General features: G+C 40.4%; 20 protein-coding genes. 9 read left to right on the top strand and 11 right to left on the bottom strand.

Annotation, left to right across the window (positions count from 1 at the left end):
• Positions 1–113 precede the first annotated feature (113 nt).
• From AACZ73_RS09230 to AACZ73_RS09215, 4 genes are all read right to left on the bottom strand, one after another.
• Entirely contained in the window at positions 114–917 is an 804-nt protein-coding gene (locus tag AACZ73_RS09230; RefSeq protein ID WP_339877268.1) for a DUF1080 domain-containing protein, read from the bottom strand.
• Positions 914–3565 carry a c-type cytochrome gene (locus AACZ73_RS09225; protein ID WP_339877267.1) on the bottom strand — a complete coding sequence of 884 codons (2652 nt, stop codon included), beginning with the start codon at positions 3563–3565 and terminating at the stop codon, positions 914–916. Before AACZ73_RS09225 ends, AACZ73_RS09230 begins: the two co-directional genes overlap by 4 nt.
• A gap of 240 nt (positions 3566–3805) precedes the next feature.
• Complete coding sequence (locus AACZ73_RS09220; protein WP_339877266.1) at positions 3806–5314, bottom strand: RagB/SusD family nutrient uptake outer membrane protein; 1509 nt, start codon at positions 5312–5314, stop codon at positions 3806–3808.
• 45 nt (positions 5315–5359) lie between these two features.
• The gene (locus AACZ73_RS09215) at positions 5360–8458 is read right to left on the bottom strand and encodes a TonB-dependent receptor (protein ID WP_339877265.1); all 3099 of its coding nucleotides are present in this window, start codon (positions 8456–8458) and stop codon (positions 5360–5362) included.
• 325 nt (positions 8459–8783) lie between these two features.
• Between AACZ73_RS09215 and AACZ73_RS09210 the strand changes: the two genes are divergently transcribed.
• The 7 genes from AACZ73_RS09210 to AACZ73_RS09180 all read left to right on the top strand — a co-directional run bounded on the left by AACZ73_RS09210 (position 8784) and on the right by AACZ73_RS09180 (position 19303).
• On the top strand, positions 8784–11933 hold the full coding sequence (locus AACZ73_RS09210; protein ID WP_339877264.1) for a PVC-type heme-binding CxxCH protein: 3150 nt from the start codon (positions 8784–8786) through the stop codon (positions 11931–11933).
• Between the two features lie 88 nt (positions 11934–12021).
• On the top strand, positions 12022–13155 hold the full coding sequence (locus AACZ73_RS09205) for a VCBS repeat-containing protein (protein ID WP_339877263.1): 1134 nt from the start codon (positions 12022–12024) through the stop codon (positions 13153–13155).
• 161 nt (positions 13156–13316) lie between these two features.
• A complete protein-coding gene (locus AACZ73_RS09200) occupies positions 13317–13781 on the top strand; it encodes a GAF domain-containing protein (protein ID WP_339877262.1) in 465 nt (154 codons plus the stop codon).
• 318 nt (positions 13782–14099) lie between these two features.
• The gene (locus AACZ73_RS09195; RefSeq protein ID WP_339877261.1) at positions 14100–14435 is read left to right on the top strand and encodes a HopJ type III effector protein; all 336 of its coding nucleotides are present in this window, start codon (positions 14100–14102) and stop codon (positions 14433–14435) included.
• A gap of 406 nt (positions 14436–14841) precedes the next feature.
• Complete coding sequence (locus tag AACZ73_RS09190) at positions 14842–16632, top strand: serine hydrolase (protein ID WP_339877260.1); 1791 nt, start codon at positions 14842–14844, stop codon at positions 16630–16632.
• Between the two features lie 12 nt (positions 16633–16644).
• Positions 16645–17592, top strand: coding sequence for an FAD-dependent oxidoreductase (locus AACZ73_RS09185; RefSeq protein ID WP_339877259.1), 948 nt, complete (start codon positions 16645–16647; stop codon positions 17590–17592).
• A 37-nt stretch (positions 17593–17629) separates the two neighbouring features.
• On the top strand, positions 17630–19303 hold the full coding sequence (locus AACZ73_RS09180) for a D-aminoacylase (RefSeq protein WP_339877258.1): 1674 nt from the start codon (positions 17630–17632) through the stop codon (positions 19301–19303).
• A 15-nt stretch (positions 19304–19318) separates the two neighbouring features.
• On the opposite strand, the gene AACZ73_RS09175 is transcribed toward AACZ73_RS09180, so the two are convergent.
• On the bottom strand, positions 19319–20713 hold the full coding sequence (locus tag AACZ73_RS09175; protein ID WP_339877257.1) for a sulfatase: 1395 nt from the start codon (positions 20711–20713) through the stop codon (positions 19319–19321).
• Positions 20714–20867: 154 nt separating this feature from the next.
• Here AACZ73_RS09175 and AACZ73_RS09170 point away from each other — a divergent pair, with 154 nt between their 5' ends.
• Positions 20868–21563 carry a GDSL-type esterase/lipase family protein gene (locus tag AACZ73_RS09170; RefSeq protein WP_339877256.1) on the top strand — a complete coding sequence of 232 codons (696 nt, stop codon included), beginning with the start codon at positions 20868–20870 and terminating at the stop codon, positions 21561–21563.
• Between the two features lie 40 nt (positions 21564–21603).
• Complete coding sequence (locus AACZ73_RS09165) at positions 21604–22440, top strand: sialate O-acetylesterase (protein WP_339877255.1); 837 nt, start codon at positions 21604–21606, stop codon at positions 22438–22440.
• Positions 22441–22451: 11 nt separating this feature from the next.
• On the opposite strand, the gene AACZ73_RS09160 is transcribed toward AACZ73_RS09165, so the two are convergent.
• The 6 genes from AACZ73_RS09160 to AACZ73_RS09135 form a co-directional block, all read right to left on the bottom strand.
• Positions 22452–22967 carry a GNAT family N-acetyltransferase gene (locus AACZ73_RS09160; protein ID WP_339877254.1) on the bottom strand — a complete coding sequence of 172 codons (516 nt, stop codon included), beginning with the start codon at positions 22965–22967 and terminating at the stop codon, positions 22452–22454.
• Positions 22968–23414, bottom strand: coding sequence for a hypothetical protein (locus AACZ73_RS09155; protein WP_339877253.1), 447 nt, complete (start codon positions 23412–23414; stop codon positions 22968–22970). It abuts the gene before it with no gap.
• 166 nt (positions 23415–23580) lie between these two features.
• Positions 23581–24159, bottom strand: coding sequence for a helix-turn-helix domain-containing protein (locus AACZ73_RS09150; RefSeq protein ID WP_339877252.1), 579 nt, complete (start codon positions 24157–24159; stop codon positions 23581–23583).
• Positions 24160–24378: 219 nt separating this feature from the next.
• Entirely contained in the window at positions 24379–24957 is a 579-nt protein-coding gene (locus AACZ73_RS09145; protein ID WP_339877251.1) for a YdeI family protein, read from the bottom strand.
• Positions 24958–24967: 10 nt separating this feature from the next.
• Positions 24968–25396: a DUF1801 domain-containing protein gene (locus AACZ73_RS09140; protein WP_339877250.1), complete on the bottom strand. Its 429-nt coding sequence runs from the start codon at positions 25394–25396 to the stop codon at positions 24968–24970.
• A gap of 94 nt (positions 25397–25490) precedes the next feature.
• Complete coding sequence (locus tag AACZ73_RS09135) at positions 25491–25889, bottom strand: heme-binding protein (RefSeq protein ID WP_339877249.1); 399 nt, start codon at positions 25887–25889, stop codon at positions 25491–25493.
• Positions 25890–26338: the final 449 nt, after the last annotated feature.

Raw genomic sequence — 26338 nt, 5'->3', positions numbered from 1 at the left:
GTACAGTAAGCGTTCGGATTAGGGAAAAGTGTAAAAATTCCGAGTCAGGGATAAACAAAAAATGCCCCTTACTTTTCAGCAGGGGCATTTATACTAATAATCTTATTATTCTATTATTGCTTCAGCATAATATCCTTGTATTGGACTGTCATCGGTGGTCCGACATGAACCTGTACACCAAGGTAACCTGATTCCACTCTATTTTTTGGGTCTTCATCGTGTACCTCAGACATCAGCTGACCATTTACATAATGTTTTATCACATTGCCTTTAGCCACTATGTGAATACTGTTCCATTCACCGGCTTTGATCAATGAACCAAGTTCTGCACGATCTCCTATTTCCTTTTCTACATTAAGACCTTTCCAAGCATTTCGCTCAACATATTCACGCGTTTCTACTCCATCAGGCTGAGGTAAAATTTTTGTTTCTTGGCCTCTGTATGCAAGCGTTGTTCTCTTACGCTCCTCGTAGTTCTGGCCAGTGTAATTATTCTTACCATCAATATCTGCTTGGTAACCTTTCAAAGCAAAGGGCACATCTTCCACCATTTCACTTCGATAGTTTATTCCTGAGTTGCCACTTTCTGAGATTTTAAATTCAGCTTTCAGCTCAAAATCTCCAGGCTGTCCACCCTGCCAAATCAGGAAAGTATTTGCTTTTAAAAGCGTCTCAGGAGTGATAGTTCCGGTAATTGCTCCATCTTGAACAGTCCAATAAACCGGATCACCTTCCCAACCATCCAAGGTTTTACCATCAAAAATGGATTTAAAACTTGCTTCACTTTCAGTTATGGGCTCAATGCTGGAAGTAGATCTCTCTGCAGGCTGCTGGCAATTCACCAATCCAATCACCATCAAAGCTCCCACACTGAGCGCTTCCACTCTTAACCATTTAGATTTTAATAGATTTTTCATTCTTCAGCTTGGGCTTTAGTTTGATATACTTGATGGTCCGCTTTTCCTCCTGATATGAGGTAAGCCATCAAATCTTTCAGCTCTTCTTCATTCAATCTGTTGATCATTCCAGGCATCATGATGGAGATCTTGGAATCTTTAACTAGGACCACATTGCTCTTTTCAACTTTGCGAAGCACATCAGGCGAGAAAGGATTTTGGGAAACTGAATAGCTAGTTTCGTCTTCATTGATAATTCTTCCCATAACTGAACTTCCATCTTTTAGCTCTAGCACGCTGGCTACATATTGCTCAGAAATTTCGTCACTAGGATTAATAGTTGCTTCCAGAATGTCTTTTGGAGAAAATCTAGTTCCCAATTGAGTAAGATCAGGACCTATAATTCCACCTTCTCCACCTAAAGTGTGACAGGATTGACACTGAGAGGCTGCAAACATTGCTTTGCCTTTAGCTAAATCTCTACCACTCAAATTTGCCATTAGCGGCTCAGCTTCCTCCACAGTCCATCTTCTTCCAGGGCCTTCTGGCTCAATATCGGTATTTACTAAATCATTGCCATTTCCAGTCAACAAGGCTGCGCCGGAAAGCTCATTGTATTTGTCAAATTCATTTTTTGCGACATGTGCAAGAGCCATTTTCCTAGCTCTATCAATAAATCCAACATAACTTCGACCGCCTTTGTACTTGAAAGCATTCTGAATCCAAGTAAAATACTCCTCATGCAACTCTGGCGTCCAACCAGCCTCAGCTCCACCAAGGACCGTTGCCAAATAAGTTTGCTGGGCAGGAGGCACATTCGCAAGCATATTCGCAATGTCCAGTCCGTATTGTGGATTTCTCATGATCAAATCTGAAGAGGCTGAGAAAGTCTTTTGGTAATCAGGATCGTCTTTGGATGACTTTAACAATGCCAGCGTCTTTTCTACAGCATCCGGCGCATCTAGGTAAGATAAAAGAACTGCCAATGCGCGATCAAGATTATTGTTATTTGCAGGGTAATTATCATCCAAGTAGGCCACTAAATCTGATTTCACAGAACCTGCTGGCTCTCCCTGTCGCGCTAGGATCAACTCTACAGCTCTTAGTAGATTCTGTTTGCCTGTCTCATCAAGACTTTTATAATCAATCCCCATCAAGGCTTGTAGCATTGGAGTTCCAGTTCCCGCTTCAGAATGTCTGGCTAAAGCAATCATTGCCATGGTCAATTTCGCTGGATCAGTTTCTGTCAATGCCTTTGCTTTCCATGAACTCACAGGCTGGTGTTCTACAGCAATTCGTGCAGCATACTGGACAAATCTATCTTTGTTGCTCAAGTTTTCCCAAGCCAAATCAAGACCAGAAGCAGGAGCACCATCTACATGAAGTGCTTCAAGCTCCCTTCTCAACTTAGCCTCAGCAGGCAAGTCTGCCATTTGCAAAGGCTTTTTATCAGAATCTTCGACTTCCCCATCGTAATAAACCCGATATAGATCAGACTCTAATCTTCTACCTCCAGTCATAAAGTACATAGCCCCATCAGGACCAATTGTACCATCCGTCAATGGTAAAGGAGATCCTGAGATAAATTCCTCGGCAGTAGCTTCGTAAGTGCCACCCTTCGGTGTAAGGGTCATGGAGTAAATAATACCGAAGCTCCAGTCAAACGCGAAGAGAGAATTTCTGTATTTTTCAGGGAATTTCGATCCAGTTCCAAACATCACGTTCGTAGGAGAACCCTGCCCTATATTTAGAATTGCGGGAAGATTGTCAGGATAATTAGGTGACCATTTTTGATTTCCTGTTCGCCAGCCATATTCACTTCCAGAAGTCACATGACAGATTCTTGTAGGACGGTACCATGGCATTCCGAAATCCCATTCCATATCAGAATCATAAGTAAACAAATCACCCACTTCGTTGAACGCGATGTCAAATGGATTTCTATACCCAGCCGATATCAATTCCCAATGCTTTCCTTCCGGATCAATGTTCGCCACCCATCCACCTGGAGCCATTCTATCATTCGCATGCCCTCTAGGATCTTTGATCAGAGGAAAAAGATTGTCTTCCTGCCAAACATTAGGAAGTCTGTATGCATCCATTTCAGGTACATCTGTATGATTACCTGCTACAATGTAAAGTGATTGACCATCCGGAGAAAGCTTGATACTGTGTGGTCCGTGCTCACCTGGCTGTCCTGTAAAGGCTTTGATTTTAGTTACTGATTCATATTGATCATCACCATCCAGGTCCTGAATTCTATATAGACCCGTACTTTCTTCAAATGTCTCATTTCCATTGTGATTGACCATCACATAGATACTATTGAAAGCATATAGAAGCCCTTGAGCGTAGCCCATGCCCACCTGGGGCTCAGCCACATTTCCGATTATAAGTTTTTCAACTTTCGGCTCTAGGGAATCAGACCCAATTGGAGGAATTTCCAATCGGTATAAGAACCCGTATTGATCGGCTGTGATCAGGCGGTCCTTATCATCGAAAGTCATAGCAACCCATGATCCCTCGTCTTTTTCTCCAGGACTTAAAAGATGCTCAGCCACAAACCCGTCAGGGAGTTTGAGTTTGTCTAATTTAGGATTTCCGGTAAGCTGCCTTTTGGGAGTTTCTTTCTCTTTATCTGGGCTACATGATACAATGAATAGTACCATGACTGATAATGAAAACAAACTCCTTATTGAATATTTGAGTCGCATAGGTCAATTGTTAATTGATAACAGTATTTAGAAATTTAAATTGGGGATTAATTCTTCTATAATAAAACCACCCATGAAATATAATCGCTCTCCATCACATTAATTTTCTTTCAAAATGAGTAGCACGAAATATAAATTACCCAATGCTAATCAATATTATTGACCTAGGCATTGGGTAATTAATGTTGAAGAGTTTTAGAAATAAGGGCTTAGATCAGACTCAGCTGCCGGCAATCCATAGAATTTATTAAGATTGGTGAATACATTTGATCTAGGTACAGAGTTTTGATTTGGTGGATAATAATAATCCAAAGGATTTGCTACGATTCGTTGACCGTATGGAATTATAATTTCCTCGATAAGATCCTTTCTTTGTATATCAAACCAGCGTTTGTTTTCGAAAGCTAATTCGACTCTCCTTTCCCTGAAAATAGCATCTCCAAGTTCAGTTCCACTACTGGAAACAGGACCCAAACCAGCCCGATCCCTTACTTGATTCAGGTAGTTTCTTGCTTCCGCATCTTTACCGAGCTCATTTGATATCTCCGCCATGAATAGCAATACCTCTGAGTATCTGTAGATTGGGAAATTGGTCCCCGTATTATTATGCTGGGAATGCTTTTTAGCGTACTTTTTAATATATGGATAGGTTTTATCTTCGCGAAAACTACTGGACAGTTCCACATATCCAATGGATGCATCTTCCCGCTCATCCCCATCTTCATAAGCCGCAATAATATCCGGCGTAGGAATGTTATTCCCCTCACCATCTAAAGGTTGCGGGTTACTTGTGCCGGTGATAGGAACAAGTTCTTCGGCCAAAAGAGGTCTCGGCAACATCTGATATATAAAATTACCATTGAGTCCCGCAGATCCTTCTAAGAATTGCACTTCAAATACTGATTCGGCATTGTTCTTATTTCCTGCATTATCTGAAAAAGCCATTTCATAAGTAGGCATAAGCATGTATTCACCGCCAGTTACTACAGGAGTCAAAATTGCTTCTGCTTCAGACCATTGTTTACGGTTGATATAGACGTTTGCCAATAAAGTTCTAGCTGCTCCAGAAGTAACGCGGCCAGGTTGCTGATCTGATTTAGGAGGTAAAATGGGAACTGCTGCTACCAAATCATCAATAATTTGTCCATAGATTTCATCTTCGGAAGACAGAGGCAGAGCCGATTCTTCCCTGGTAGCTACTGGAGTAAGATGAAGTGGAACACTTCCAAAATATCTAGCTAATTCAAAATAGGCATATGCCCGAAGAAATAAAGCCTGTCCTTTTACATTATCTTTAACTTCCTGATCAATGCCAGCTTCATCTATCAGTGCCAAGACCTGATTCGCTCGCGCAATAATCTGATAATCCAGTCGGTATTGTTGAAGTACGTTGTCATTTGCTGTGACTCCATTAGCTGTAGGTACAGAAAAATCAGCCAAATCCTCTTGAGGATCCACTGCACCGAACAATACATTTCGACCATAATAAGTATTGTCAGAATGCATTTCTGCTAGCTTCCAAGCTCTATCATTTACAATCGGTCTTAATGGAACATATGCTGAATTGACTGCCTGAATAAAATCGGTTTCAGTCTTAAAGAACGTTGCTGAACTTAGTTGTGTCTCAGGAACGACCGTGAGAAAATCATCACAACTGGTCAGTCCCATACTCGCTGCTAATATTGCAATTATATATTTTTTCATTTTTTATAGAGTTTGATATGATTAGTTAGATCCTTTTAAGAAATATCAAAAGTTGATATTAACACCAAAAGTGATCGTACGTGGTACCGGATATCCTGACAAATCAACTCCAGGGCTAAGGTTTCCACCATCTCCAGCACCGTTATCCTGCATACTGACTTCCGGATTTGATCCACCCCAATACTTGGTAAATACCCACATATTCTGGCCAGAAGCATACAGTCTTAAAGACTTGATGGTTTTTGGCAGATTGCTGAACGTGTATCCAAGTGTAAGATTTCTGATAGTCAAGTAAGATGCATCCCAAACGAAATTGCTATTGTTCCAATCACGCTCAACTCCGGTGACATTACCACCACCTGTTGAAGTTCCGAAGATACCGTCGCCTGGATCTTCCGGAGATTTAAATCTTCTGGATACTTTTTCCACCATATTAAATACCCCATCCAAATTCGCTGTAGAATAAAGATGTCTCATGTACAATTGATTTCCCTGAGATCCTGATATCGCCACACTAGCGTCAAAGCCCTTCCATGTGAAATTATTAATCAGACCGTATGTAAAATCCGGGAATGGGTTACCAATGATTGTTCGGTCATCACTATCACCACCATATGTAATGACGCCATCGCCGTTTACATCTTCCAGCTTGATACTACCCACAGTAGATCTTCCGGGAATGATAGGAGAGTTATCAAGGTCTTGTTGATTCATGTAGTTACCAAGTTTCTTCAATCCGTAAAATTGACCAAACGGCTGACCTACTTGAGTAATATGATATGACCCATACACTCTATCAATTCCCTCTGCCAATTCAAGCACCTTGTTTCTGTTAATAGACAGGTTGGCATTGGTGGTCCAGCGGAAAGAACCTGTAGTATTTACTGTATTTACAGAAAACTCATGACCCCAGAAATGGATCTCCCCGATGTTATCATTGTAATTAGTAAATCCTGATTCTTGAGGAATCTGGACTGCGTAAAGAAGGTTAGTTGTGTTTTTAGTATAGAAATCATACGTAAAAAGCAATCTATCATCCCATAAACCCAACTCCAATCCAAGGTCGACTTGGGCTGTTGTCTCCCATCCCAAATTTCTATTGTTCAAAGAAGTCACTGCTGCACCTGCCACTACTGTTTCGCCAAAAACGGCATTAATGGTATTATTAACCAAAGCGTAAGAAGTGTAATTACCGATATTATTGTTACCGGTCACCCCATAACTTGCTCTTAACTTAGCAAAAGAAATGGTAGAGCTAGCATTTAAAAAACCTTCGTCAGAAAGTACCCAGCCAATAGAAGTAGATGGGAATACCCCCCATCGGTTGTCTTCGCCAAATCTTGATGATCCGTCACCTCTTACAGAAGCTGTAAACAGATATTTACCTTTAAAATTATAAGTCAATCTAGAAAAGAGGGAAGTTAGTGCCCACTCGCCTACTCCTGAGTTAGTGCCTCCACGGTTTATGTTAATTGCTCCCTGAACTGTTGGAATTCTATCATCAGCGTAGGTATCTGCCTGAATTCTTGTGCTTTCATCTCTGAATCTCTGATTAGAAAGACCACCCAAAATTTGAAAATTATGATCTCCAATGTTTTTTGAATAGGTAGCGATATTTTCATTCAACCAAGACAAGCTGGTATAATGATCACGGATCGATACAGCCACTGTAGGAATAGAAACATTGATGTTTGCTGTTGCAGTAGATGGGTTAAACCAAAAATACTTGGAATTCCTCACCTCAGCATTGAATGTGGATTTCAGCGACAGTCCTTTAATTGGTTTCCACTCCACATAGGTATTTGCCAGGATGTTCATCTGCTTGGTCTGATTCGTAATTTCCTGAGCGGATCTTACCCAGTTTGGATAAGCGTAAATATTTCCTGTACTGGCAGGCAGCTGGTTGAAGGAAGTTAATTCACCGTTTTCTTCGTAAATCGGCATAATTGGCCATGTGTGAAGAGCATTAAATAAAATTCCCGTACCTCTAGAACCATCTGTTCTCGGAGTATTATCTACCACATAGTTTGGAGCCACATTTACTCCAATGTTTACTTTATCAGATATTTTATAATCTGTGTTCATCCTTAGCGAAAACCGGGTATAGTCCGAGTTAACCACCACTCCATCCTGATCGAATACACCTGCAATAATGGCTGTATTTACATTTTCTTTGTTTGAAGTTACTGTTAGATTGTAAGAAGTGATTGGCGCCGTTTGTAGCATGGCATCATACCAATCGTTGGTTTGGCCTCTATACTGAGCTGGATTTTGAAAAATACTTGGTACTTCCTGTCCGGCAGCCTGATAATATTCATTTTTGAATGTGACAAATTCTTCAGCATCCATCATTTCAAGTCTTCCTCTTTCAGGAACAGTTTGAAAACCTGTGTACACATTCAGGTTTACATTTGTCTGACCTACTTTTCCTGTCTTGGTAGTAATCAATACCACACCATTAGCAGCACGGGAACCATACAGTGAGGTAGACGCTGCATCTTTCAGTACAGTGATTTCCTGAATTTCATCTGGGTTAATAGAGTTGATATCTCCTGTAATAGGGAAACCATCTACCACATAGAGAGGAGAGCTACCACCAGAAACAGATAGTTGGCCTCTGATCCGCACGTTCATGCCCTGACCTGGCTTACCCGTAGTCTGGTTTATCTGTACTCCCGCAAGTCTACCCTGCAGTTTTTGCGCGACAGAAGACACTGGCATATCTTTCAATTCCTCTTCCCCAACGGATTGCACCGCTCCAGTTACTTCACGTTTCACTTGGCTACCATAGCCCACGACCACCACTTCAGATAGATCGGATGTGGAATAACCTAAAGTAACCTGAAGATCGGTGGAGTTTGCATTTACCACTACTTCATTGGTGGTAAATCCAATAAAGCTTATGACCAAAGTTTCTCCGACAGACGCTTGAATTGAGAAGCTACCGTCGATGTCTGTAACAGTTCCTTTTTGAGTTCCTTTGACAGAAACAAGAGCCCCTGGGACTGGTTCATTGTCACCTTCAGATACGACCGTACCTTTTACTGTTATCGTTTGTGCAAAAGTGGGCACCGACACGATAAACAAAGCCAATAAAAATCCTAGGTTGCGGATTTTTATAAAAGTTTGATAATAGTTTAGCATAGGATTGGGTTTAAATATTAATTACAAAACTTATCACAATTAAGTATTCTATGCCCCCTATTCTATCCTGTACCATCCTGAATTATACTACCTTATATAATTTTAAAATAATTAAAATAAATCAGGATAGAACAGGATAGTTTTATTAAATAATGATTGTATTACCATCTATATAAGAACAACTCTTACCTCTTATATATAATTATTATTACACCATATATACATATTACCACCCAACCCAACCTATACTTCTCGTCGAAGGTTCTCAATTGATAATTCCAGCGTTATTCCCTATTATTAGAGTTCATTCCTTAGTAATCCAAAAATGCTTAAGAAAAATCTACATAACCTCTTTATCCTATCTATTTTAGGAATTCTGAGTTTTCAATGCACCCAAAAGGAAACGATAGAATTAAAGCCAAATTCAAGAATCACTTTAATAGGAAATAATCTAGGCTCCAGAATGATGGATTATGGAAGCTTTGAGACGGAGATGCATCTCAGGAACCCGGAAAAGAATCTCTATATCCGAAATCTTTCTGACCCTGGCGATACGCCTGGATTCAGACCTAGATCAGGAACTAATGATCCTTGGGCATTCCCAGGAGCTGAGAATTATCAAGTCGAGTATGCCACTCCATCAGGAAGTATAGGACATCTGGAAAAACCAGACGAATGGCTGACTCGACTTCAAACTGATATCATCATTTCTTTCTTTGGCTACAATGAATCATTTCAAGGAGTGGATGGACTGGAAAACTATAAGGCTGAATTGGATGCTTTCATCAAGCACACACAACGACAGAAATATCACGATACATTATCCCCAAAGCTTGTCATCGTATCTCCCATTGCATTTGAAGACTTATCTGAGAAAATAGATGTTCCGGACGGGAAAACCGAGAATGAAAATCTGAATCTCTACACCATAGCAATGAAAGAGATTGCTGAAAAAAATCATGTTCTCTTCGTAGACGCCTTTAATCCCAGCAAAGAATGGTATTTGGAAACGGAAGAAGATCTTACGATCGATGGATCTCAACTGAACGAAGCAGGCTACAGGAAATTTGCAGTACTATTGGCAGACGAGATTTTTGGCAAAACAAAAATCAAAAGTGAAGCTAATAGGGAGTTGGTTCATGAAGCGGTTCAGGAGAAAAACTGGTTTTGGAGAAATGACTATAAGATTCCGAATGGTGTGCACGTATTCGGAAGGAGGTACGATCCATTTGGTCCTGACAATTATCCATTTGAGTTGGAGAAAATCCGTCAGATGACTGCCATTCGGGACACTGCAATATGGATGGCAAATAATGGTGAAAAGAAAGATCTCGCAGCTGCCGACGCGAAGACGAAAAAACTTCCTGAAGTAGAGACTAATTATAATCCTGAACAAAACGGAAGTTTGGAATATCTCTATGGAGAAGCTGCCCTTTCCAAATTGAAAGTAGCTCCTGGATACAAAATTGAGCTTTTTGCCTCGGAAGAAGAATGGCCAAATCTTGCAAACCCTGTACAGCTCTCCTTTGACAATAAAGGGCGGCTTTGGGTAGCAACCATGCCAAGTTACCCACATTATAAGCCCGGCGATTCCAGACCAGCCGATAAGCTGCTGATCTATGAAGACACGGATAACGATGGCAAAGCAGATAAAGAAACTGTCTTTGCAGACGATCTCCATATTCCCGTTGGATTCGAACTTGCTCCAGAAGGTGTGTATGTTTCTCAGGGAAACAACCTCATTATCCTAAAGGATGATAATGGTGATGACAAGGCTGATCGTAAAGAAATTTTATTAAGTGGGTTTGATGATCACGACACACACCATGCTATTTCAGCTTTTACTACAGATGAATCCGGATCTATTTATATGGCAGAAGGAGTATTCCTACATACTAACGTGGAGACTTCATACGGACCTGTTCGCGCGACAAATGGGGGATTTTATAGATATACTCCCGCCCGGCATAAGCTGGAACGCGTGGCCCAGGTGAGCATTCCAAATCCCTGGGGTATTGCTTTTGACGAGTGGGGGCAAAACTTTTATGCCGAAACTTCCGGTCCAAATGTCAACTGGATGGAGCCTGGTTCTGTATTACCACGCTATGGAAATGCAAATGATAAAGGTGCCAACCTGATTCAAAAGGATCAAATGGTGCGTCCCACTTCCGGTCTAGAGTTTATTTATAGTAGACATTTTCCTGATGATGTTCAAGGCGACATGATTATCAATAACACAATTGGCTTTCTGGGAACTAAACAGCATCAGATGATAGATGAGGAAATTGGTTTTGGTACTAAATATAGACAGGATCTTCTTTCCTCTACAGACAGAAACTTCCGCCCGGTAGATATGGAGATTGCACCTGACGGCTCTCTTTATTTAGTTGATTGGCACAATATCCTGATCGGTCATATGCAGCACAATGCCCGTGATCCACTCAGAGATCACCAGCATGGACGGATTTACAGAATTACATATCCTTCCAGACCTTTACTCACTCCAGCCAAAATTGATGGTGCAAGTATTCCTGATCTTTTGGAAAACCTGAAACTCCCCGAATACAGAACCAGGTATAGAACCCGTAGAGAACTACGTGGAAGGGATAAAGCCGAAGTTTCAGAAGCAGTTGCTGATTGGGCTGAAAAACTCGACAAAAACGATCCAAGATATGAGCATAATCTGCTTGAAGCTCTTTGGGTAAGTTGGGGGATCAATCAAGTCAATCAAGATCTACTTAATCAATTGCTGGAAGCAAAAGACTATAGAGCACGCGCAGCAGCTGTCAGAGTATTACGATACTCAGGTCACCAGGTAAACAATCAGACTGAACTATTGACCAAGGCTGCAACAGACGAAAATGGCCGTGTGAGACTAGAGGCTATTGTAGCCGCCTCATGGCTGCCTCAAATTGAAGGAGTAAAAGTCTTGGAAGCCGCAGAAGACACTCCAATGGAGGAATGGATTACTCCCGCTTATGAAACTGCTGTCGCCCATATAAATGGACTTTCTGTAGAGGAGAAAAAAGAAGAAGACATCAAATCATCGCTCACAGGGTCGGATCGCGAGCTTTTCTTGTTGGGTAAGGAAATTTATGCAAGGGAGGGCTTTTGTAGCACCTGCCACCAGCCGGATGGACAAGGGCTCTCAGCCTCAGGTTTCCCTCCTCTTGCGGGAACACCTTGGGTAACTGGAAATGAAGAAAGGTTAATTAAAATTGTACTTAAAGGTGTGATGGGTCCGATCACTGTATTAGATAAAGATTATCCAGGGCAAGTGCCGATGACGCCTTTTGAAGGAATGTTGGATGATTCGGAAGTGGCGGCTGTATTGACCTTCGTGAGAAATTCATTTGGAAATTCCGCATCGGCAATCTCTCCTGATTTGGTAAAGAAAGTCCGTGAAGAAGTCAAAGATCATACTGGCTTTTTCCAACCTGCAGATTTGCTGAAAGCTCATCCCATGGAAAAATAGATTTCAGACAATGAAAATTTAAGTTAGAGGACAAGAGTCCCCTTTGACAGATTTTCTATCATTTCAAAAACATAAACCCTGCTTTGCCATGAACGCTTCCACAAGATGGTTTTCCTTTTTCATTGCCTTAACTCCCTTTCTGGTAAATGCCCAGGAAACAACTGTGAAATTTCAAAAACAGGTAATCGCCTTTGAGAGCACGGAATCGGTAGGAATTTTTGATGTGGACAATGACGGCACGCTGGATTTGGTTTCTGGAAGTTTTTGGTACAAAGGTCCAGCATATCTCCATCGATTTCTGATCGGGCAGGTGAAGCGATTTGGGGAGTATTATGAGGATTTCTCAACCATTCCGATGGATGTGAATGAAGATGGACAAATGGATTTTATTACAGGAGGCTGGTTTGAAGGAACCTTAATCTGGAAAGAAAACCCTGGTGATGGAAGCGAATGGCAAACCCATGAAATAGCCAATACTGGAAATATTGAAACTACGCGAGGCTTTGATATTGACGGAGATGGGATAATGGAAATAGTACCCAATACACCAGGAAAACCTCTCGCCTATTATAAAAAGACCGGACCAACTCAATTTGAAAAATATCCTGTTGCAGATACCCATGGACATGGACTGGGTTTCGGGGATATCAATGGAGATGGAAGAGGCGATCTGGTGGTTTCTCAGGGTTGGTTGGAAGCTCCCGAAAATCTAAAAGCTGGAAAATGGATTCTGCATGCAGATTTTAATTTAGGTGATGCCAGCATTCCGATGATTGTAGCAGATGTAAATCAGGATGGTTTAGCTGATCTTATCGTAGGCCAAGCACATGGTTATGGATTGTTTTGGATGGAACAAAAGAAAGAAAGTGGAAAGATCATTTTTGCAAAGCACGAAATAGATCCATATCAATCCCAGTACCATACGATGGAATGGGTAGACATCGATAATGACGGACAAAATGAATTAGTTACAGGGAAGCGCTACCGTGCCCATAATGGGAAAGATCCCGGCGGAAGAGATTACGCAGGTTTATATTATTTCAAATGGAATGGGGAATCCTTCACCAAGAATGTAATCAGCTACGGTCCGCTTGGAGAAGGGAAAGGAAGTGGGCTTTATTTTTCCATTGCAGACCTGGATGGGGATGACTGGAAAGATATAGTAGTAGCGGGAAAAGATGGTTTGGTAGTTTTTAAAAATCTTGGCCGTCCTGAAAACTAAAATCACTACTTTACTTTAGGCTTTATTTCTTTGAATAAAACGGCAAATACATCATTCGTATAAAATTGAAAGTCTCATATTTGCCTTGAAACAAAATCCAAAAAAAACCGCTTTTCTGTCAGCAAGACAAACCAACAATTTTAAATATTCACTACTATATTATGGACAGTAAAGAAGAAATTATTAACTCTATTAAAACTTCAGGTGAAATCAACTGGCAGGAATTGCTTGAAAATATAATTTCAGCTTTTGACTGTACCACTGGGACTCTTCATACGCTTGACTTTGAAACGAATCTTTTGATGCTCAAATCTCAGAAAGGAGTTCCTGATTTTCTATTACCTAAGATGTCTTCCATTCCTATCGGCAAAGGAATGGCTGGAATTGCAGCTGAGCGAAAGGCTCCTGTAGAAATGTGCAATTTGCAAACCGATGATTCGGGTGTAGCTCGTCCTGCTGCTAAAGAAACTAAAGTAGAAGGATCCATCGCCGTACCTATGTTGTTAGAAGGCAAACTGTATGGAACTTTAGGAATAGCTAAACCTGTACCTTATGATTTTACTAAGCCAGAAAGTGATGCTTTGCTAGAGATCGGTGAAGAAATTGCCAGAAATATCAAATCCTAAACCACCTCGCGTTATCAAGGAATTGATTTGGCGCGGTTACCTAAAATTTGATTATCAACCTTTATTGCAGTGCTAATCAAAGAGGTGTAATGACTTCGAATAACTTGGATTTTAACGCCACAGATTATACTTGGCAATCACGGTCAATCTAATTCACAAAATCTATAAAATCCTATTGAAAACCCTGCAGGGTAAAAAACATTCTAAAATGGAGAATTAAAGTACTATCTGACGGACAAATCGGTAGGCTAGAATTAGGGAATAAGCACATTAAAATTTTTCAAAAATTCCCCATCTTGCATTCAAATCAGCATTCCTATGAAAATCCTAGACCTAATCAAAACTTCTCCCGGAACTATCGAATTTTCTGCTGTGATCGCTTATATAGATGCGAATTACGACTTTACTCCTACCCGGTTTATCAATGGATCACTTGTCAATGAGGCTGGACAAAACAATGGTAGCTGCAAGATTTTTTCGTTTGCCAAACTTCATGACTTAAGCCCATCAGAAACGCTAATTTTATTTGGGGATTTCTACAGAAAAGATGTGCTGCAAAAACCAGATGGTACAGACCATCAAAATATCCGCAATTTTATCCATACCGGATGGGAAGGTATTAAGTTTGACGGGCAAGCGTTAAAAGAGAAGTAGATGGATAAATACCTATTACAGTTTCAACTCCCATTGATTATGAGTTTAATAAAATTCTTAGCAGAATTGTGTGATTAATTACTTCTTAACAACTTTCACCTAATATTTTTATCCTTCGATATCTTACTTTTCTACCCCCTACAGAATCTCCATAACAATTCGCTAATAAGTTTTTAATGTATGGATGCCATGGTCTTTGAACGGCTTTATTCCCCACAAACACTTAATCATAATCACTCTCGTAAGTCTCCACCCAGCGAATCTTCGGATAATTAGCATGTAGCTTATCGGTAAAGGAATCGGCATCCAGGACACTGTACAGCATACTTATTTCTATTCCTATTGGAAGATATGCTCCAAAGTATTGCTCAGTTTAATATCTTCATAGCTTACATGACTTATTCTAATGAAAACAAGACTACTTTCTCTCCTTTTTTTATTTTGTAATTCCTTTGTTTTTGCGCAAGTCAAATTCGATCAAAAACAACTGGACGAAACACTAAAATCACTTCAGGAAGCCACCCAGACCATCGGATTTTCTGTGGCAATCGTTCAGGGAAACGAACTGATTTACAGCAAAGGATTTGGATATCGGGATCTGGAAAACAAACTAGCAGCGGATGAAAACACGCTGTACGCGATAGGATCATCCTCAAAGGCTTTTACGGTCGCCTTGCTTGGTATAATGGAGGATGAAGAAGGATTGAAATTCACCGATAGTCCGAGGAAATACCTTCCTGAACTTGAATTTTATAATGACGATCTAAATAATCAGGTCACGATCATAGATATGATCAGTCACCGTACCGGCCTTCCAAGGCATGATATTTCCTGGTATCTTTTTCCTACTCATGACAAAGATAGCCTGATCGCCCGAGTGAAATACCAGGAACCTTTCACCGGGATTCGTAGTCAATGGTATTACAATAATTTCATGTACCTCGCTCAAGGTTTGATCACTGAGAAACTGACCGGAAAAAGCTGGGAAGAAAACATCAAAACGAGATTTTTTCTACCGCTTCAGATGGCTACTTCAAACACAAGTATAACAGAACTCATTAGTCAAAAGAACATATCAAAAGGCTATTCCTTGGAAAATTTCCAAACCAACACTATGATGCCTTATTATGACATAGCGGCGATCAGCCCTGCTGGAAGTATCAATAGCAGCGCTAAGGAAATGGCTAATTGGGTACGTGTATGGCTGAATAAAGGTAAATTCAACGACACTCAGATTTTACCTGAGGCTTATGTGGAAAAAGCTATCAATCCTCTAATGCTAGTCGGTGGCGGTATCGGTGACAAACAGTTCCCCGACCAGCATCTGAATAGTTATGGTTTCGCATGGTTCACTTCTTCTTATAAGGGCCATTACCGCCTGGAGCACGGAGGAAATATTGATGGGTTTTCTGCGAATGTTTCCTTTTTTCCAACAGACAGTTTAGGTATAGTGGTGCTAACTAATCAGAACGGGTCTGCTCTTCCTGATTTGGCCAGAAATGCCATTGCCGATGAGATTTTAGGACTGAATAAAACAGATTGGAAAGCTTACCATCTCGGCAAAGTGGAGGAATCCAAAAAACAGCAGGAAAAATCAAAGGAAGCAGAAAAATCCAGCACGATATCCAATACAAAACCTTCTCACAGTCTGGCTGAATACACAGGTAATTACCAAAATCCCGGATACGGGATTTTTAAAATCCTGCTCGAAAATGATTCACTTTGGGCGCAATTTCCTCGAGAAAAAATGTACCTGGGCCACAGGCATTACGATATTTTTTTACCGCATATGATGAAGAATGGGAAATTAAAAGCGGAATCCAGCTTCCCTGTAAATTTCAATTTCCAGACCAACGACGCTGGGGATATCTCAGAGGTGAAACTAAAATTTGAGCCAACAGTTGATCCCATCCCTTTCACCAGAAATCCAGAAGAAGCTTCTGTGTCGAAAGAAAAGCTGGAAAGCTACGTGGGTATATACGCTCTTTCAGGAGCAAATCTTAAAATATCCATTAATGACGGGCAATTAAAACTTTTAGTACCTGGACAACCTGAGTATACATTAATCCCAATCAAAGAAAATGAATTTGCGATCAAAGGATTGACAGGATTTAAAGTTCGGTTTGAAGAAACAGAAGAAATTTTGAATATGCTACTTATCCAACCTAACGGCACTTTCACCGCCACAAAAAAGTAAAATTGCTGCACCATGAAAAAGGTAACAGTCGTAGGGTCGGGAATTGTCGGCCTGACTTCCGCCATACTGCTACAGGAAGCTGGATTTCAGGTGAAGATAATTGCAAGAGAGAAGTTCGACAAGACTGTTTCAAGCAAAGTTGGGGCGATTTGGTTTCCTTTTGAGATCCTTCCTAAGGAGAAAACAAATGCTTGGGCCAGGATGGCCTACGAAAGATATGAGTCTGAGCATACAGAAAATAATGGCTTATCTTTTATTCCGTTTATCACTGCCTATAACGCTGAAAGTAATACCGACTGGACTAGCCAATTACCTCAGGGACGGGTGCGAGAAGCTTTTTCAAATGAGCTTCCCGATGGAATGGAAAAAGCTTTTATTTCCATAGTGCCTCTTGCCGAGCCCTTGAAATACTTACCCAATTTATTCCAGCAATTTTTGGATAATGGAGGAAGCTTTTATCAGCAAGAGATTATTTCCCTATCTGAGACGTCAAAATTGGACAAATACGTGATCAATTGCACGGGTTTGGGGGCAAAAAAGCTCTGCCAGGATAATGCGCTTCATCCTATGCGTGGACAAATTCTTCGCTGTGCTAGTTTGCCTCTTATTTCCTTCGCCAACACACTTAATAAAGGTGCGCTAAGCTACGTCATACAAAGAAGTGAAGATTGCATTGTTGGCGGGACGGATTATGAGAATGATTGGAATGAGGAAATTGATCCGAAGGATACTGCATTAATTTTAGAACGATTAAAGCTTGCTGGTGTAAAAGACAAACCAGAAATCCTCGAAGAGATTGTAGGATTTAGACCGAGGCGAAATGAAGTCAGATTTGAGTTTGATCCATTTTATCCCAATGTGTTTCATAATTATGGGCATGGAGGGGCAGGATTTACCGTTGCTTGGGGATGCGCAATAGAATTGGCTGATATAATGAATCAAAAGGGACTTAGTAAATAAAGATGTTTTACTATTTTGATACGAAACTCTCAAAACCATGAAATTACCAGTTCGATATTTTTTCATTATTAGCCTTTTCACAGCCTGTACCAGTCCTGAATCTTACGATGTAATTATTAGAAACGGGCAGGTAGTTGACGGCTCAGGAAATGATTCTTTCACGGCCGATGTAGGAATCAGAGCGGATACTATCGCAGCAATCGGAGATTTGTCTGCTGCCAAATCGAACGTCGAGATTGATGCGGGCGGATTAGTGGTTGCTCCCGGATTTATCAATATGCTGAGCTGGGCAACTGAATCCCTGATCGAAGATGGGAAGTCCCAAAGCGATATTCGGCAGGGAGTAACTTTGGAAGTATTTGGCGAAGGCTGGTCCATGGGCCCTCTCAACGCAGAAATGAAAGCCTCTGAGGAAAAATCCCAGGGTGACATAAAATTTCCTATTTCCTGGTCAAGTCTCAGTGAATACTTAGACTTTTTGGTGACAAAAGGAATTTCTCCAAACGTTGCCTCTTTCGTTGGCGCCACTACTCTCCGGATCAACACGGTTGGCTATGAAGATCGTGCCCCTACGCCGGAAGAAATGGATACCATGAAGACTATGGTGAGAAAGGCTATGGAAGAAGGCGCACTTGGAGTTGGTTCTTCTTTGATCTATGCGCCTGCCTTTTACGCCAGCACAGAAGAGTTGATCGAGCTGTGCAAAGTCGCTGCGGAATACGACGGCATGTATATTTCCCACATGAGAAGTGAAGGTGGAAGGCTTTTAGAAAGCATGAATGAATTAATTCAGATAGCAGATGAAGCAGGAATCCGTGCTGAAATTTACCATCTTAAAGAAAGTGGCAGCGCAAACTGGAATAAATATGATGCAGTTGTGGCCAAAATTGATTCAGCGAGATCGGCTGGTTTGCAGATTACCGCAGACATGTACAATTACGTGGCAGGAGCTACAGGACTGGACGCCTCCATGTCTCCTTGGGTACAGGAAGGAGGATATAATAAATGGGCTGAGCGTTTACAGGATCCGGCTATCCGGAAAAAAGTTTTGAAAGAAATGAGCACCCCCACGGACGAATGGGAAAGTCTGATGCAGGCGGTGGAAGGTCCTGATAAAATTATTTTGGTGGGATTTAATAACGATAGCTTGAAATACTTAGCAGGGAAAACCCTTGCTGAAGTAGCCAAAATGAGAAATACATCTCCGGAAGAAACGGCTATGGATCTAGTGGTTCAGGATGGAAGTCGAGTCGGGACTATTTACTTTTTGATGTCTGAGGAAAATGTGAAAAAACAGATAGCCTTGCCATATATGAGTTTTGGATCGGATGCAGGATCGTATGCTATTGAAGGAGTATTTTTAAAATCGAGTTATCATCCCCGCGCCTTCGGCAATTTCTCAAGACTGCTTGGGAAGTATGTTCGGGATGAAAAAATAATTTCTTTGGAAGAAGCTATTTATAAACTGACTACTCTACCTGCAACCAATTTGAAAATCAAAAAACGTGGAGCCATTAAGGAAGGGTACTTTGCGGATTTGGCGATTTTCGATCCCGCTACCATCCAGGACCACGCTACTTTCGACAAACCTATGCAATATGCCACGGGGATGGTTCATGTTTTCGTAAATGGAAAGCAAGTACTTGATAATGGAGAGCATACCGGCGCATTGCCAGGCCAAGTGGTGAAAGGGCCAGGATTCAAAGAGTGATTCCTTTTTAAATCTCTACTTGGATCTATTCTCAAAAAGTCTCCTAGAATTCTCATCAAATCTGTTTCTCATCTCATTGAGTATATCCTGATATTTTGGATTTCCAGCCAGATTCTTTTTCTCCAAAGGATCCTTCAGCAGATTGTAAAGTTCTTCATGTTCAGGATTATCCTGATATCTGAAGTATTTCCAATCCTTGGTTCTTATCCCTTCACTAGCCGGAATGATAGCCACTTTCCAAAGATGCTCTGCCACGAATTCCGTTCTATCAATCGCCGGATTTTCCCCGGTCACATAGTCTGCCAAACTTATACCTTGCCAGATATCGGGGGCAGTGCCATGTGCAAAACTTAGAATAGTCGGAGCAATATCTATGTTCAAAGCAAAGTCGGTAATCGTTCGATGACCAGGATTTCTCGGATCGTAAATGATCATAGGAACGCGAAGAGAATTCTCATACATGAGCCATTTTCCCGCTAGCTGACGCTCTCCCTGGAAATATCCGTTATCTCCCATGAAAATTATTACTGTATTTTCTGCCATCCCTTTTTCGGCCAGTGTCTTGCGGATTTTACCGATTTCCAGATCCACTTCGGAGATCATTCTATAATAGCCCTTCATACTTTTCTGGTATTTCTCCGGCGTATCATATCTCCAATGCCACCGCGTACGGTTCTCCCCTTTCCTCACATAATCTGGCTGCTGATCAAAGAATTTTTGCTTAGCTAAAAGGGGCTTTGGAAACGTGACATCTTCATACAGATGGTCCACATCTTCGGACCAGAAATACTGATCTTCGGCAGGATCATGGGCATGCGGAGCCGAGAAACTCAGGGAAAGCATAAAAGGTTTTCCAGCTGCTTGGGCTTTGATAAATTCCTGTGCTTGGTGAGAAGTATACTTAGTAAGATGAACAGTATCTCCATCAATGGTTTTATAGAAATATCCTCTCCTATCATCGAATTTCCCATTTCGATCATAGTTATCTCCCACATCAAATAGCTCCGAAAATCCAGGATAATTCACCCCAAACTTCCCGAAAAAAGCTGTCTCATATCCCAATCTCCTCAATTTATTTGGATAGGAATTCTGAGCGTAACTTTCTTCTAGCTCTTCTCCAAATGTATATCCATGTGTTCGCTCATAAAGCCCTGTCAAGATACTGGCTCTACTCGCTGCGCAAATAGGTGTGGTGACAAAAGCATTTTTAAAATAGATTCCTTCTTCCGCCAACTTATCCATTTCAGGAGTTTGGATGATCTCATTTCCGGAAAAACCTAGTGCATCCCATCTCTGGTCATCCGTGAGGATAAAGATTATATTGGGTTTATCCTGCTGCGCAAAAGCTGAAGAACCTACGAGAAAAAATAGGTAAAAGAGAAGATTTCGCAGCGACAGATTATTTTTCATAGCTTCTAAAATAGAAAGAAATATAAAACCTATCTGTCCTGTGGAGTCTTGAATAACTCTTGGCATACTATCATTTTCCTATAGAAAAAATATAGCTCCTCATCTCGAACTTCACTAAATTACCTTTCAAACAACCCATATAACCAATTCTGGAATGAAGCTTTTTTACATTTCTCTACTTTCAATTTTCCTCCTATCATTTCAATCCAAACAGAGTAAGTCTGATTATTTGAGCGAGTTGAAAATCGAGCTGCAAAAGAAATGGCCTGAAAACAAGACAATTAATTTGGTTTTTCACGGCCATTCTGTGCCTTCCGGTTATTTCAAAACTCCGATCGTAAACTCCCTGGAGTCTTATCCATTTTTGGTTTACAAGGAACTAACTGCAGAATATCCATTTGCAGTAATCAATCTGATCAATACAGCTATCGGAGGTGAAGATTCTAAAAGTGGTGCCAGCCGTTTTGAATCAGAAGTATTGAACCATAATCCAGATGTGCTCTTCATAGACTATGCGCTAAACGATCGCAGGATCGGTCTGGATAGTGCCAAAATTGCTTGGGAGTCGATGATTCAGAAAGCGCTGGAAATGGATATTAAAGTAATTCTTTTAACTCCATCTCCCGATCAGGAAATAGATATACAGGAAGATGACACCATATTAGATCAGCATGCAAATCAAATAAGGGGATTATCGGAAAAATATGGAATCGGCTTAGTTGACAGCTATGAGCTATTTAAAAAGAAAGCTAAATCAAACAGAAAACTTAGGTCCTTCATGTCTCAGGGAAATCATCCAAATGAGAAAGGACATGCGTTGATCTCCCAAGCAATTCTTTCCTATTTCTAAATAGTATGCATCTGCAATGTTCTTCATAAATCACCGCAAAATGAAAGTATCATACTTATTACTTATCATCCTTGGATTCCTATTTTTAGGCTGCTCCAGTGGAAAAAGTATAGCTACAAAAGACTCTGACAGCAGAATTTCAAAGGAAAATCTACACCTCTACCTTCTCATGGGACAATCCAACATGGCTGGAAGAGGCAAAGTCGAATCAATAGATACACTTACACACCCACGGGTATTCATGTTAAATAAAGCTGGGAATTGGGTTTTGGCAAAGGATCCCATGCACTTTGATAAGCCTGTAGCAGGAACTGGTTTGGGTCTGACTTTTGGGAAAGTGATGGCAAATCAAAACAATGCGATAAGCATAGGCCTAATTCCCACTGCAGTCGGAGGCAGCTCAATCAATTATTGGTTTGCCGATTCGCTATATCAACAAACAAATTCATACCCCTACGATGATATGATTCGGAGAGCTAAAAAAGCAATGGAAACCGGTACGCTGAAAGGTATTCTATGGCATCAGGGGGAAGCGGATTCTAATACAGATGCGAACGTAAAAGGTTATCCAGAAAAATTCAAAGCTATGATTGATTCGCTTAAATCAGATTTGGGAATTGAATCCATTCCTATTGTGATAGGTGAAATCGGCTATTTTTTTTACTCCAAAGCTTCCTCTGCTAAAAGCATGAATGCAACCATAAATCAAATTGCCAACAAAGATGAATGTATTGAACTAGTTACCGCAGAAGGTTTGAATCACAAAGGTGACAGTACTCATTTTGATTCGGATTCTTACCATGCCCTAGGAGCAAGATATGCTGCGAAAATGCAAAAATTACAAGTTGCATGTTCTTTGAAATGGATCTTAAAATAGCCTAGACTTTATCAAAAGTCTATTCGCATCAAAAAATCAGTCTGGATTTCATCCCCAAAAGGAAAAGGATGCGAGCTGAAAATACTCAATCCATGCTTTTCATAAAATTTGATTGCCCTCTTATTCTTTTCCCACACTCCGAGCCATAGGTATTTTTTCCGGTTCAATTTGGCAAAATTAATCGTGTGATTAAACAGGATCTTACCCAAACCTAATCCTATGAATTCGTCCAGAAGATATAATCTGGCTACTTCCAAACTGGAATTATCCTGAAGATCAGTTTGGGCAGGCACAAAATTAACTTTAGCATAACCAGCCAGCTTTCTTCCCACTTCCAATAGAAAAAATACGGAAGCCGGATTCTCCATTTCCTCCGAAAATTGTTCTTCCGTGAAAGCCTCCTCCAAATAGGCATTCACATTTTCAATTTTATTTCCTTCGGTAAATGCCTGTATAAATGAAGCCCTGGCTAATTCCAATAAGGAAATCAAGTCAGCGAAATTTGCTTTTCTGATCAGATATTCCATTTATTTCTTTGCAGATTTATTGAGCACCTTTAGCGCTTGGGTGATTTGGGAATTAGGATATTCCCCCAAAATGGATCTAAAAGCACCACTTGGATGGATGACAACAAAACTACGGCAAGGATATGGAAAACGAAAGAATGTCTTCTCGAAAATATTATCCGGATCAGCTCTCCAAGCCACTATGCCTTCATATTTGTCTAAGCCCTCGTTACTTTTATAAATATAAACTGGATCTGCAACACCTTGCATGCCCACTGCTTTCACAATGGATTCATGCTCTTTTTTTAGAGAGGAAGAAGTGGTAGAAATGGTAGAATTACACCAATCCTTGCCAGGATAGTAGATGACTACTAATGACTTGCCTGCTTTCAAAGTCTGCTGCATATCCAATGCATGGTAAAATAACTCAGCCTCTACCTGTCCAAATGGCATGCGGTGGATGAGCACCTTTTCATCTCCATTACCTGGTACGCCAAAATAAGGCCCGTTGAGAATTTGCTCTTCAAATTAATCCTTCGAAATAATGCCTCCCATTTCATTTCTATAGACTGTCTGAGCAAATAAACTTTGGCTGAACAAAAGTATTCCTATCGATAAGATTATCTTAAGCATATCAGTTTTTATCCTCAAAGAAATATACCACAAGCATCTGTACTGGATCATTTCCTTCATTCATAGAATTGTGCTCCAACCTCCCATCAAACAAAATGGAGTCTCCGAATTGCAGATTTATAACCTGATCTCTAAAGATATATCGTGCAGAACCGGAAATAAGATAATTGAATTCGAATGCTTCCGTCTGGGCGAAATCACAGGTTGATCCACGCTGAATTTCTAACAATACAATTTCAACGGTACTCTGTTTTACTTTTTTAGTAAAAATCCGAAAATACTCATATCCGCTGGCAGGTTCTTTTTCAAATCGCTCATAGTCCGACTTCCTTTGTACAAGTACAGGAGCTTCTGTGGAATGTAAACTAAGTTCTTTGAAAAAGTCATCTAAATCTATCTCGAGGGCCTTTATTATCTGTATTAAAACCAGCAAAGATGGGACAGTTCGGCTGTTTTCTATCTGAGAGATCAATCCCTTTGTTACTCCTGCCCGCTCTGCCACGTCCTGAAGAGTCAGGCTTCTCTCCTTTCTCTTACTTTTGATTTTATTGCTGATCTGGACAAGTATTTCATGTTCCATGTCTGGTAATTTTGGGCGCAGTAAACTACCTATTTATCCGACTTGAAAAAAGAATTAAAAGTTATATGGTCAGATTTGCTGATGTATTACTTTAAATGTCCAATTCAGCAACGACCTCTTCTCCCAAGCTAAAGGAAGGTGTGATTCCTGAACCAACGAATTCATTGATAATAAAAAAATGAAATATTTCTGCAAAATACTCGAACAGGAATAGTTTAATTAATCATTCAAACCCTTTCCCTCCAGAATTTGCGGGATGACTTTCTCCACTCTCGCTTCTCTGGTTTTAGCTTGCTTCGCTGAATCAAAGTACAAGAGATAGCCTCTTTGTCTTCCTGGTGTCAATTTTTCAAATGCCTGTTTCAACATTTCATTCTCATCCAGTTTTACTTGAAACTCCTCCGGTACTGCATATTCCTTTGTCTTTTTCAATTCTACTTTAAGTCCGGCTTTTTCCACTTCTATAGCCTCATAAATATACGTTTTCAATACTGGTCTCAACTCTACGATCTCGTGAAGGTCAGGAAACCGAATCTGACGTGCTGACTGTACATTCTCCGTTTGCTGAATAAGGATCCCGTTGATATCATTAAGCAATGCGCCTTTATGAAATAGTAATGCGCAGTATTCTTTAAACCCATGAATTAGCACAACATTGGAACCCTGATAGGTATAGCATGGAACTCCCCATTTCAATTCTTCATTAAGTCCACACTCCAGAACTATAGCTCTTAATTGCAGGTACTCTTTCTGCCATTTGCTGGCTTTATCAAAAAAGAAGTCAACTTTTGGATTCATATCAGTGTATTCAGTTTTTTTTTAAAATCCCTAATTCCGGCAATCGTTTAACTTCATGATATCTCAAAGCTGCTTTGATACACTGCTTCAGCTCAAACTCAGGTATAGCTTGATCCAATTTAAAAACGATTGCCCGATCTCCTTCAAAATTAAAAAAATCATCAAAAACCAACCGGAAAGTAGGAACCAATTTACTTGTACACTTAAAATACATTGCGTATTTTCCAGGATCTTTTGGTTTCCAATCCATCCGTAAAGTACTTCCCTTTTTGGCAAGAAAACTAGGCTCGCCCCACTTGAGTGTCTCCTCCAAATCAGACAAACCAAGATCCTCCGCCACTTCCAGGACCAACCTCCGAAGATTTAACATTTTCTCACGAACAGATTCCGGATATCTTGTAAACACAACCTTCACGTCAGGATTTGACTTAAGATTCATATCGAATACCTTTTATGATCCTGTGAAAAAGAAGCCAAGAAAAGCATTTCTGCTAGTCTTGGCTTTGTAATTAATTGAACTTTCGAAACAAGTATTATACAGCGGAAGCACCAGCTTCTGCTACTGTATGATCATTTTCCACAGTGCTACCACTTACTCCGATTGCACCTATAATCTCGCCACTTTCATTTTTGATAGGGATTCCTCCCGGAAAAGTAATAAGGCCTCCATTGGAATGCTCAATATTATAAAGTGGACCTCCAGGCTGCGAAAGACTCCCCACAGTCCCAGTTTCCATATCAAAAAAACGAGCGGTCTTCGCTTTCTTAATAGAGATGTCCAGCGAACCTAACCACGCACCGTCCATGCGGGCAAAAGCCACCAAATTTGCTCCTGCATCTACGATAGCAATGTTCATTTTGGTATCCAAATCATAAGCTTTGTCTTTTGCTGCTGCTATGGCTAATTCGGCTTGATCTAATTTAATATTCATTTTTTTTTAGTTAGTTATAGTTTATCGTTCCCATTAAGGTATAAAAAATTAATTGAGCAACTGTCACGAGGAAGTGGCAAAATCTCATTCCCTGTCAGCAAACTTTCCTATACCAGATACTTTCCGTGTATAAAACTTATCCTTAAAAAAGCTCAGTGAAAGTGCAAAGAGCATATTAATCCACCATTCAGTTTGACTGTACTTTCTTAAAACCAATCAAAATGAATATCCCAAATTTTATTTCAGAAAATATTGCAAGTGCTATTAGCGAACGAATAGTTATAAATCAGCCAACGTGTTGAAAATTTATATGATATCTTTTCGAAAGGTCTAATATTTTATTTTTGATATATCCGCTTTTCTACAAGTAAGGAGGCGAAAGTGATCTAGGATATGTTAAAATTTATAATTGCGGCCACTTCGGTCTTCCGACCAAATAAGCGAAGAAT

This window comes from uncultured Algoriphagus sp. (assembly GCF_963974835.1).
Taxonomy (GTDB): Bacteria; Bacteroidota; Bacteroidia; order Cytophagales; family Cyclobacteriaceae; genus Algoriphagus.
Note: the sequence above shows the minus strand (reverse complement) of the source record. Positions and strands in the feature narration are given on the sequence as shown.